At 42.2% G+C, this 12,458-nt stretch carries 7 protein-coding genes; all 7 read right to left on the minus strand.

What is annotated here, in order from left to right; all coding sequences use genetic code 11:
- On the minus strand, positions 1–1,440 hold a 1,440-nt coding region (locus LBQ60_21235), incomplete at its 3' end, for a chloramphenicol resistance protein (protein ID MDR2040448.1).
- A gap of 73 nt (positions 1,441–1,513) precedes the next feature.
- The gene (locus LBQ60_21240; protein ID MDR2040449.1) at positions 1,514–3,190 is read right to left on the minus strand and encodes a discoidin domain-containing protein; all 1,677 of its coding nucleotides are present in this window, start codon (positions 3,188–3,190) and stop codon (positions 1,514–1,516) included.
- A 230-nt stretch (positions 3,191–3,420) separates the two neighbouring features.
- Positions 3,421–4,272 (minus strand): DUF4959 domain-containing protein, encoded by an 852-nt coding sequence (locus LBQ60_21245; protein ID MDR2040450.1) that lies wholly within the window; start codon positions 4,270–4,272, stop codon positions 3,421–3,423.
- 20 nt (positions 4,273–4,292) lie between these two features.
- Positions 4,293–6,131: a RagB/SusD family nutrient uptake outer membrane protein gene (locus tag LBQ60_21250; GenBank protein ID MDR2040451.1), complete on the minus strand. Its 1,839-nt coding sequence runs from the start codon at positions 6,129–6,131 to the stop codon at positions 4,293–4,295.
- Positions 6,132–6,150: 19 nt separating this feature from the next.
- Complete coding sequence (locus LBQ60_21255; protein MDR2040452.1) at positions 6,151–9,615, minus strand: TonB-dependent receptor; 3,465 nt, start codon at positions 9,613–9,615, stop codon at positions 6,151–6,153.
- Positions 9,616–9,731: 116 nt separating this feature from the next.
- Positions 9,732–10,940, minus strand: coding sequence for a FecR family protein (locus tag LBQ60_21260; protein MDR2040453.1), 1,209 nt, complete (start codon positions 10,938–10,940; stop codon positions 9,732–9,734).
- A gap of 211 nt (positions 10,941–11,151) precedes the next feature.
- Positions 11,152–11,760: a sigma-70 family RNA polymerase sigma factor gene (locus LBQ60_21265; protein ID MDR2040454.1), complete on the minus strand. Its 609-nt coding sequence runs from the start codon at positions 11,758–11,760 to the stop codon at positions 11,152–11,154.
- Positions 11,761–12,458 lie beyond the last annotated feature (698 nt).

Below are 12,458 nucleotides of genomic sequence, written 5' to 3' on the forward strand. Positions count from 1 at the left end.
TACTACTTCATCGTCGAACATGAACCATGCCTTCTGTGCAATGGTGTTGATGCTATAACTGACATCCCTGTATGAGTATGCACTGACGCCATACACGCCATCGGATACTCCGCCGGCAAAGGATGCGTTCCCGGCAGTACCCCATTCTGCGGGACGGGGTATCAAAGCCATCTCAGGCGCAGTGGTTCCGGGTATCTTTGTCCAGTCCCAGACAGGGAAAATATCGACGTATTCATCGCCTTTCAAAGCAATATCGGTGGCTCCATCCGAGAGAAAATAACCTTTGATGTTTTCACCATTTCCATTCTCATTGCGCAGGGTGCGTGAAGATACCATACGAACATCAAAACTGAATCCGGGACGGGTATGCAAGGTATAATCGCTTCGCCAGTAATGGGTGTTGACAGGTTGCAATCCATAACCTGCGGTCTGAGACCCGTTCAACCGGCTGATGGCTGCATCATATTCGGAAGTATGTTCAGGATCAATCGTTTTCAGACCGGCTATCGTTGAGGTAAAGCCTGATTGAAACAAAGCGCCCTGACGGCTCAGACTCCGTCCAGAGACATTGTATAAAAAGTACTGGCCGCGTATCACTGGCAAATAGGTTTTGCGGGTGTAGTCGCTCAACAGTTCCAGTTTATCATCGGGAAGTGCATAAGGAGTTCCTTCGGTATACAATGCCATATTGACGGTACCGCTAATCACCACATCACCATATCCTCCGATATATAATTGTTTACCGTGTTGCTGGTACGAAAAATCATGTTGCAGCCCCTCATCGGTGGTCAATATTAAAGGATAATACACTTGCTGAACACCAAAGGAAAGAACCGATTCGTTTCCGGTGAGGCATCCCCGGTATACCCAATGAGTGGCAATGTCCAGTTTATTGGCGCCTGTTCCCTGCGATCCGTCCTGATCGGGACGCCCACCTTCGCTTGCCATACGGTTGAGCAGTTTATTTTCCAGATCCGACGGTAACCGCGTTGTTCCGCCTCGCATCAGTATCAGCAATATACCCACCCGCTGCGGACTGGCGATCTGTTGCATGTACCAGTTGGTACTTGTGGGATGGCGGTCATACCAATAAGTAAGCGCCAGTGCGATTTTTGTATACAACTCTGTGTTACCATTATAGCTGCTGGCGGGAAGCGTATAAGCCAATACCATTGTTTTCAACCTGTCCAAATGGCTGATGGGCGTCCAGTCAGTCTGAGCATTATTGGCATAGTAGATGTCGGACCACGAACCATCAGCACTGAGACTGTTCATATAGCCGGTAGTGCTCGACACGATAGCTGTTATACTTGCTACTGAAGCAAACTGCTTATCGCGGATACGCTGCATGATAGTTTCGTACATCGTACCAGTTGCCTGGTGTACAGGTAAACTATATAATGCTACGAACAGGATTACTCTGATGATATTGGTTTTCATGATGACTGACTTCCGGATAATACAACAAAAGTGGTTCCCAGAATCGTAGAACCACTTTTGTTAATAATGCCTCCTATTGCGGCATTTCGTAGAATTTCATTTCTCCGATACAAACAGGGCCACTTTCTGACACAGCATTATTCACTATTGTTTTTGAAAAGCTTAATTTCACATATCTGAATAGTGCTGCTGAAGAAAATACATCCGAATCGAATTGTTCTCCCAAACCTGTAACAGGCAATTCTTTGCTGATATACGTTTTCAGGAGAGTCCAGTTTGTATTATCGGCACTGATGAACACTTCAAATTCGGCCGGTTTGGAATTCGCCTGTGATGCACTGGTCCAGTACTGGAAACGGAATGCGGAAATATTATTACCCAGATCGAACACCAACCAATGAGGCATAGGCGGCAATGGATAGTCAACTCCATTGATGTTTGCCGGATCACGCCATTGCGACTGATAATGGCCTCCGACGCCACCGCCACCATCAAACAATGCGCTATATCCTGCTGAAGGCTGATTATTGGAGGTAACATTTGCGGCTGCAAGTGTTATCAGCTTACCAACACTTACGGTTACATTGCTGGTTGGCAATGATGCCTCCGGAGTAAATGTAATTACCGCCTTATCCATGTCATTCATCGAAGTTACTGTAACGGTTATTTCTGTCGATCCGTCGCCGCTGTTTTCCGAAAGCGTGCACCATCCTTTCCCGACTTCAACTGCAGCTGTCCACGGCACATTGCTAGTAATGGTCAGCGTACCTGTGCCACCTGAAGTCATAAAGCCAAGCGACGAAGCTGAAATTTCGAATTTTGGGGTAAGGGCAGCCTGTTCTACAACAAGTATTACCGGATCAATACCTTCTGCCGTAAAGGTTATGGTAGTGCTGCGCGGCTGGTTGATCCCTGTTGCACCTACAGTTACGGTAGCATTTACAGAACTTTCGGCGCTAACCGGATTGATGGTACACCATGACTGGTCTGTTTCATTAACTGTAGCTGTCCACGGAACATTGCTGGTGATGGCAAGTGGAAGCACTTCACCTTCACCTGCGAAATTGAGTGCATTCGTAGAAAGAGTCAATACCGCTCTGTTTGCAGTCTGACTGACAGTTACGGTTTTGTTGGCAATACCTTCTACTCCGGGTTTCACCGTAATGGTGGCCGAACGATCCTCTCCTACAGATGCGAAATCGGCTGTTACCGTAACAGTTGCCGATCCGCTTCCGGCTCCGGAATTCACGTTGCACCACGTTTTTCCGGCTTCAACTTCGACTGTCCAGGACATGTTGCTGGTAATGGAAAATGTTTTATCGCCACCATCACCTTCAAAATCAAGAGATGTTGGAGTTATTTCGAAAGTCGGATCAGGAGAAGTTTGTGTTACTGTAACCACCTGAGGCACCAGATCTGTAGTAGTAAATGTGATGATTGCCGTACGGGCCGCACCGGCGTCGGTATAAGGTGTTACCGATACCGCCAAGTTGCCGTCACTGTTTTTGTTTCCCCCCGATGGCGTTATAGTACACCATGTGGCCTCTTCATTTACTGTAGCCTTCCAGATCACATTAGAAGTCAGAGTGAGGGATTTGGAACCTCCCGCGTTATCAAAACTAAGTTCTGTGGCTGAAATTGATAATGACGGATCGTCGTTGTCATCCTTACATGAGTTGATAATAAAAAGCATGAGAATGATCATGCAAATGCCGCATATCATATGATATATTTTATTCTTATTTTCCATTGTTTTATTGTTTGTCAATTATTTTTGTTGGTTATGATCATCGCGGCAGCGGGGTACGAATCCGAAACGATTTCGCTGAAAGTAACCTTTTCATGGTTTTATACTGTTCTCGGTTAAGTTTTGTGCAAAGCCGGATTGCTTCGTCATTCCTCTTCGCAATGATACTTATCCGATACTTTTGATACACTCCCGCGATGACATTTTTTAACTTTTTGTATCCGATAATCGTATTATTTTTCAGGATCTACTACACCCAAATCACCTTTGATTAAACCGAATTCAGCCATGCTGAAAAACTGGTCATTATTGTAGCATTTCGAAATACTTAACCGGATATACCGGGTTGGGTTAATAATCATAAAAAATTTGGACTCATAAGAAGCCCCTACAGCACTGGGTAACCCTGATCCAATAGTTTCAAAAAATGTCCATTCAAGTCCGTCGGAACTGGTCATTACATCAATAATTTCCGGTTTTCCGTTGGTATTATCGTTCCGGTTAGTATATTTAAATTTGATCGTCTGTACTTCTTCATCTAGAAAAATATCCAGTACATGGGGAAGATCGACTGCCGGATTCCATTGCGACTGGTAAATGGTGGATAGATCGCCATCCAACATGCCTGCCACACCATGGCCTGAAGGTGTATTATTGGTAAAAATCTGGCCTATTGTCAGGTTGATGGGTTCTTCATCTTCCACATAATACGTTATGGTTGCTCGTTGCGGCTCCTGCGATACCGTGTGACTTGTTCCGCCGGTACCGGTCTCGCTTATAGACTGCAAACTGAAAGTTACCGGCCCATGCTTCTGCAAAAGGCCATCTATGGTAATGGTATCATTATATCTGCTGACTGTTTTATGTATGGTTCCCTGTTTTATCGGGTCGTGGTAACTTATCCGCACATGATCCAATGCCGAATCGGCAGGAACCTGCCATTTGAGCACTACTTTTCCTGGAAGCGGGTATGACGTTATTGCAGAAATATCGGAGGGAGTTATTTTATCCGAATCATCATCACATCCTGTTATCAACAATGATAATAAAACAACAGGAAATAGAATATTCAATAATATTTTCATCTTATTTACATGTTATGGTTTTAATACCCGGGATTTTGTTTCAACTTGGCACTTTTGTCCGTTTCCCCGCTGGGGATAGGTAACAGATAATGCGTGGGAGAATAGAATATTCTGGCAAAGTTGACTTCGGTAACGTTGAAGAAACTGGCATCATCAGTACCGTTAATATTCATGCCTTTTGCCTGGACATTAAAGTATTTGCGCCCTAACAACCACCGCCGTACATCCCAGAACCGGTGATTTTCCAGATAAAGTTCAATGGTTCGTTCCTGACGGACAATCTGCCGCATTTTATCCTGATTAAGGGTAATGCCAGTACCTGCCCATGATTCGTCTACGCCTTTCAATCCCGCACGGGTACGGATTTTGTCGATGTACGTTTTTGCCTCGTCCAACCTGTCAAGTTCTACCAAAGCTTCAGCATAATTAAGATAAAGTTCCGCCAGACGTGCCAGCGGCCAATAATAATCGACAATGGAACCCGATGTGCCATTACGCGAATACAGAGGAGGCACTCCTTTTTTGTTGAGGTATCCTGTCGGGGAATAGTTATTGGTACGGCTTTTGATTCCACAATTATCGTCTTTCCGGAATTGGGTCAGTTCTTTAAAAACATCATCCCTGTTAATTTCGTAATAACTATTGTGGAAGGCTATCCATGCATTGAACCGAGGTTCCCTGTTTTGGTTCAAATTCAGCGTGTTGCCGTTTCCGTTAGACTGGGCACTGTAATTGTACCGTCCTGCAAAGTCAAATGCAGGGTCGTCTTCGATAGGCAACCCGTTATTGGTATAAAAGAATTCCAGCATGGTTAATGTAGGTGCTATCCCGCACCAGGAAGCTCCCGAACGGAACGGGGTTGATTTGTTCTGTAAATCGTAGGTTCCTTCCTTACGGGTATCGCCCCAGATAATTTCCATACCGGATTTATCAGTAATTGTAAGGCGCAATGTCCGTTCAATGGGATCGTCCGGCAAAGGCATAGCCGTAGTTACCGGAGTGCCGGGATATAATATGTACCCTGCCGTTTCGGCGGCTTGTATCGCTGCTAAATTGGCCTGGGCTGCCCGTTCCCATTTTGTAAGGTCAAAGGTTGTGCTGATCAGCTGTTGTCCGGCTTCATTTTTGAAGTCGGCATACGTTCCGCTCAGATCATCGGTTTCAGCTACCGACGATTTTGCACCATTGAACAACGGCGAAGCGGCATACAACATCATACGCCCTTTAATAGCCAAAGCTGCCGTGCTTGTGGCTCTTCCATAAGCATTTCCTGTTTGTTCCGGTTTTAATCCGGCTGCAATTGCTTCGTCGAACTTGGCGGCAATCCATTCCACACACTCATCATAAGGCGCCCGTTCGGGATAGTTACTTACAGGAGTATTCAAATCGGGAAGTTCTTTGATCAAAAGCGTAGGCCCGTAACATTTCAACAGCAGGAAATGATAGTAAGCAATCAGAAAATGGGTTTCTGCTGTGTATTGCTGTTTATCATTATCCGACATTCCCGGTACTTTGTCAATATTATTCAATAGTAGATAACATTGCCTGATTCCCTGAAACAAGGTGTTCCAATAAGAAATGATAGGATTGTTTGCCGTATAATTACCTTTCGGAAAATCGGCAAAAGCTTCGTGTTCAAATGCTGTTACCACTTCGTCGGCAGTGAAAAAATCCAGGGATTTATCACCAAGACGCGAATTCGGCAAATAACTATAACACGAATAGAGATACCGCTCGGCGGCTGCCTTATCTTTAAATGCGTCTTCTTCAGTCGGCGTTTCATCCGGCACAATATCCAGATAGTCGCATCCGGCGGCTATGGTCAATATTACCAGTAAGTATATATATAATTTTTTCATTTTGATGTATTTTTAGTGTTTATAAAGTTACCTGTACACCGACGTTAATCACACGCTGTGTCGGATATTTGAATCCGGCGCCTCCACCCTGTTCGGGATCCCATAATTTAAACTTTGAGAAAGTCAATAAATTAGATCCGCTCAGATATACCCGGAAAAACTTGTAGGTATAGCCTATTTCGGCATTTTTCAATTTCAGAAAAGAAGCATCACGCTGCCAGTAAGTAGAAGCTACCGAGTTATTGGCGATATCTTCCTTGCTGATGCGCGGATACGCTGCATAGGGATTCTGATTGTCGAGACTCCAGTAATCATCTACAATAAACTGCAGTACATTATTGGTAGTGCTGGTGCCAAACGGATGAAAATCCGACATCATCAGTGTGGTCTGAGCTACTCCCTGAAAAAATACGGAAGCGTCAAAATTCTTATATTTCCCAGAAATACCAAATCCGTAAACAATCTGAGGAACTGTGGGATGTCCTGAATATATCTGGTCATTAGATTCGATACGTCCATCGCTGTTTCCTTCTTTATCAGGCATATCCCTGTATTTGATATCCCCGGCCATTACATTTCCTCCCAATAACTGGGTAGGAGTATTGTCTATCTCTTCCTGGTCGATAAACAAACGTTCGGCAATATATACCAAGGACTGGTTGGTGGAATGTCCCACTCTCGATTTTCCGGGATACTGTACAAAGTCAGGTTCATCATATTCCATTATCTTATTCTTTGCATAAGTAAAGGTTCCCATAGCTGAAAGATAGAGGTCTTTAGAGAAGTTTTTGCCATAGTCAACCGAAAAGTCAAACCCTCTATTCTTCACTTTTCCAAGATTTCCATAGATTTCCGTACCGGATGTTCCCATGAAATTCGGAATGGTTCTGCGTGCCATAAATATACCGTCACGGATTTCCCGGAAAGCATCCAGTGTAATATTAAGCGAACGGAATAACTGGATATCGACCCCAAGGTTGAGTTTATTTCCGACTTCCCATGTAACGGCTTCATTTAAAAACCGGTTGTAGGTAGGTCCGCTCAGGGAATAATTCTGGTCAACACCGGTGGTATATGATGCACTGCTTTGCAAAGAAACTTCCGACATGTATGCAAAACGTACATCTTCCCATTCCCCTGAAGAATTCTGCCTACGAACTGCTTCATTACCAACTTTACCCCACGAGCCGCGGATTTTGAAATTACTGACTGTGTTTTTCAGAGATTCCCAAAACGGTTCTTCACTGATAATATAACCTGCAGCTATTGAAGGGAAGAAACCGTAACGATGTCCCTTTGCGAAATTCTCACTACCGTTGTACCCGAAGTTAGCTTCAATCAGATACCTGTATTTATACGAATATGTGGCACGTCCCGCAATCCCCTGCTTCCGTTTTGGCAATGAGTTCATCAAATTTGAGGGATTGTTAATGTCGGTTTGATCCTGATTATACAACACCATTCCCGACACATTATGCTTTCCGGCAAAAGTACGGTCATACTCGAACATTGCCTGAATATATATCCTGCGGTCCCCGGAATTACTTCCTGAAGTGGAAAGGACTATTGCCGACGGGCTACTGGTTGAAGCCAATGTATAGCCGGTCATAATTCCCTGATTATCGACATCGTACGTATCAATATAATAACGATTATAACCACCGTTACGGGTTACTGTAGATCGGGTGTAGTTTGTGAACGAAGCCAATGCTTTAAATGAAAGGCCTTCGGTGACGAAATCCAGCTTTTGTTCAAAATCCAGATTGGCAATCACCGTACTTTGAAAATCGTCAGCGTAACCCTTAGTCATGTTTCCGACAGGATTTTCAGAAGCCATACCGGCGCTGCTCATTCCACCCCATGCCACATGGTCACGCTCAACCAATACATTTTCGCGGGGATCGTTGGGAAACAGAACAGGACAATCCACAGCATTGTTTTTCATTACATTTGCAAAGATATCTGTGATAGATGTTGCCGGACTGTGATATGACCTCATTTGAGCATTCAGCCTGAGACCGACACGAGTAGTTTTTGAAGCATGTACATTCAGGTTGTTCTGGAATGCATACCGCCACATATTGATATTGTTGTCGTAAGAAAAGAAATTTTTACCTCGATCTTTTAGCATTCCCGTTTCATGATTGACAGATGCACTCAGGAAGTAATCCATTTTTGCACCTCCGCCACGTATGTTGAAGTTGAGGTTCTGATTCCAAGCAGAGCTTTTGAACAACTCATCGTACCAGTTAACATTCGGATATAAAATAGGATCTATCCCGGCCTGCGTGCCCGCTATCTTAGCATCGGAATATGGAATCCCGCTTGAAGGACGGCTTGTTACCGCTTCGTTGTACATTTTCATATAGGTTACACCGTCTGCAATTTCTGGTGTTCGGGTAGGAGATGTCATCGCAGTTTCAAACCGGACATTGATGATCGGTTTTGCCAAGTTCGCACCCGATTTGGTAGTCACAAGCATTACCCCGTTCGCTCCCCGGGTACCATATAGCGCCGTAGCTGTGGCGTCTTTAAGAACAGAGAAACTTTCAATAACTTCTGGATCAAGAGCATTCAGAGCATTAGTACCTACTTGTACTCCATCAATAATGATTAACGGCGAAGTAAGGTCACTGATCGTAGATATTCCCCTGATCCAAAAACTGGCACCATCAGCTCCGGGCTGTCCGCTACGTTGTACGGCAACTACACCGGACAAACGTCCGGCAAAAGCCGTAGATAGCTGTGAAGCTGGCACTTTGAGATCCGACGGACGAACACTTTGCACAGATCCAACCACAGAAGCCTTCTTTTGTGTCCCATAACCTACAACTACAACTTCCTCTATTTGCTGAGAGTCTTCCAGTAATGTTATTTCAATATGATTTTGTCCCTTTACCGGCACCTCCTGAGCAAGGAATCCGATGAAAGAAAATACCAGAACAACATCTTCATCGTGCGGCACTGTTATATCAAAACGTCCGTTAAAATTGGTAGCTACACCTTTGGTTGAACCTTTAATTACCACGCTTGCTCCGGGGATAGGCTCTCCGGATGCATCGATAACAATGCCGGTAACTACCTGTGTTTGCATAGCTGAAGTTGATAAGTTGTCGGTTTCTTTGTTTTTCCACACTATAACTTGCCGGTCTACGATCCTATATTGGTTATTGGTCGCTCTGAATACTTCTTGTAACACCTCATCGATAGACTTAGCCGTTGTATCTAGATTTACCTTAGTACTAACATCCACAGCGTCATCCCGAAAAATAAAAATGAATTCGCTGTTGCGTTCAATTTCATCGAATACTTGCCGAATAGTAACATTTTCCATTTTCAGAGATAACTTAGTATCTTGCGAATATGTACTGCTTGCCCAAAGCATGCCTGTAGAAAAAATCATCAACACTATTGTAAACCTCATTATCAGCAATAATTTATAAACTTCTCCGTATTTAGGAATAGTATCTAAAAAATAATTCATATTTTTGTTTTTAATTTTTAATTAAAAATTGGTTTTATACTCTAAAGCAATAGGTTAAAACTTGTTTCTTACCGGATAATATGTGGGTATTATCCGGTTTTTTTTATCATAGGCGTTTATTTTTTATAAATGAATATTTGATTATTTTCTAACTTATATTGAATCGGCGCTAATATTAAAATAACTTCAAGCACGTCGACGATATCTTCTTTCATATCCAATTTACCGGAAATGATGTCTTCTTTAAGTGAAGTTTCGATAACAACCGGAATAGCATAATGCCTTTCCAATTTACGTAAAATTATTTCCAAATTTTCGCTTTTAAACTGCAACAGCCCGTCTTTCCAGCAGATATAGTCATAAATATCGATGGTTTTCACTTCTTGTACAGCCGTATGGTTATGGATACTGATTACCTGATCAGATTGTAACTGTGTTACCTGCCGGTTTTTATTGATTACCTGTACCGAACCGTTTACCAAAGCTATTTCTGTTTTATCTTCCCGAGGATATGCATTTACGTTAAAACTAGTTCCCAATACTGTTACTTCCACATTACTGCTGGTTTTTACGATAAAAGGTTTAGCTTCATTCCTTGCTATTTCGAAATATGCTTCGCCTTCAATGAATACTTCGCGTTTTTTACCTGTGAATTCGACAGGGTATACGGCACGGCTACCGGCATTCAGCCATAATTTGGAACCATCGGCAAATGTTACGGTAGTTCGTTTACCCCACGGAACAATTACTTGATTAAAGCTGACTTCATCTGTCTTCTCCGGATTTATTCCCTGCCGTATCACTTCCTGAGTATTGACAACCAATTGTCCTTTTTCATCATAATGAAGATCTGCATTTTCTGTAGCAACCATATAGTGGGTTTGATCAGCCAGTACTACTTGTATTTCTGTTCTGGTAATTTCCACGGGTATAACTGTTGCTGCAAACTGAATCAACGGATCTACGGTTTCATCCGATAATCCTCTTTTGCTCATCCATTGCCATACACCAAATAATAAAGCAACCGAGGCAGCACATACCGCACTGGCAATCAGGTATCGCTTAATTGAATGACTTTTCCGTCGACTATCTGCACCTATTCTGCACCACAAGTTTTTTATCTGAGTATCGGTCAATTCGCTTTCCTCAAACTTCATAGATTGTATGATAAGCCGTGCATCATCTATTTCATGTTTCAATCCGGGATTCGATGCTGTAAATGTCATCCAAAATGCATCAGATTCAGGTACAGGATTGTGCACCCAGTCAATAAACAACTGGTCGGAAACAAAGTCCGCACATTGATATGTTTTGTATTTATCCATTGTCTATAATTAAAAAGACATCAATTATAAATTTGTAACCTCTGAAAATAAACTTTTTTTATTTCTCGTTTTTTTTATAGTTTGCAGTTTTTCAATCATAGCTATTTTTTCTGACTAAATGGCTTGTTTTCCAAAAAAAACAGTGTACGATAAAAATTATCACACAGCAATCGGCGGCCAAAATCTGCAGCGAGTGTAACTGACTAGGCCTTTAAAAAAAGGGGAGGGTTTGATGGGGTCTTAAAACCATTAAAAACAAGATAAAGTCTTCTTTTGAAATACTTTTACGTAGATTTTCAATAGCTTTATACAACGTATTTCGTACAGCCTGATAGTTGATTCCCATAATTTGTGCAATTTCCTCATTATTAAAATTGTTAATATAACGCAGGTAAATAGCTTCCTTTTGCCTGTAAGGCAACTCATTAAGAGCATCTCGTAGATAATGACGTTTCTTTCGGGTGGTTTCCTGTTCATCCAGCGTATCATCAAAAGCAGCCTCCAGAAGAAAGGGATAATCATCGATAGTATCATGCCTGATTTTGTTATGACTTTTCATAGCACGAATCATTCTGTGTGTTAACGAACGGATCAGGTAAAACCGGATATTATCTGTAGTACCGATAGTGCTGCGGTGATTAGACAGATCGACAAAAAGATCATGAATGCAATCCATTACAAAACCCGTATCGGGTGTTAACTTCGAACCATATTGATAAAGCGCCTGGACATGTAAATTATAAATGCGTGAAAAAGCATCAGGATCGCTATCACGAAAACTATCCCACAAATAAGTGTCTTGGCATTCTAATTTTAACATTTTCACTACATGATACAAAAAGTATAATGCAAAATTAAAGTACTTTTCCTGAAGTACAAAAACGGCAACAATTTTCCTATCAGGAAAGACTGAACTTTGAACTCAGATCCTAGAACTTTAAATTTCTGGTCCGTTGTATAACGGACTCAGATTTTTCGGTAATATTACTTCTATTTCTCTGTAAAAAATCCAATTGATGACTGATATGTGTAATGAGATATGGTTTGCATCTGTGATATAAACCATATTTCCGATACGGGGATCCGGTATAGGAAGACTCTTATGCATGACTTCTATAGGGATAATCTGCACATGATCAACCCAAAACGATTTTTCTGAAATTGTGTGTATGTTCAATTCCAGCATTCAGGGATATTTCCATTTCGCAAAAAAAGCAAACTCTTTCTTCAATACTTCCCGTACTCTTTTTTCGCATATATCCATTAGCTTTTGCTACACGTAGTTATATGTCCTCACATCGTCCAATCCTGCGGTATGGTCTTTATGTCCGCAGGTGAACAGTATAGCGTCCAAACGCTTGATATCGACGCATTGCATTTATTGACGAAAATCAGAACCCGAATCAATCAGTTGGATAATTATCAACCTGAGTTCGATTAATATTTTTGATTAAAAACACAGAAAAAATGGAGATTTATTGTTTTTAAAGCCCTGAATTTAAAATACATAATAAATAT

The sequence above is a fragment of the Bacteroidales bacterium genome (assembly GCA_031275285.1).
GTDB lineage: Bacteria > Bacteroidota > Bacteroidia > Bacteroidales > UBA4181 > JAIRLS01.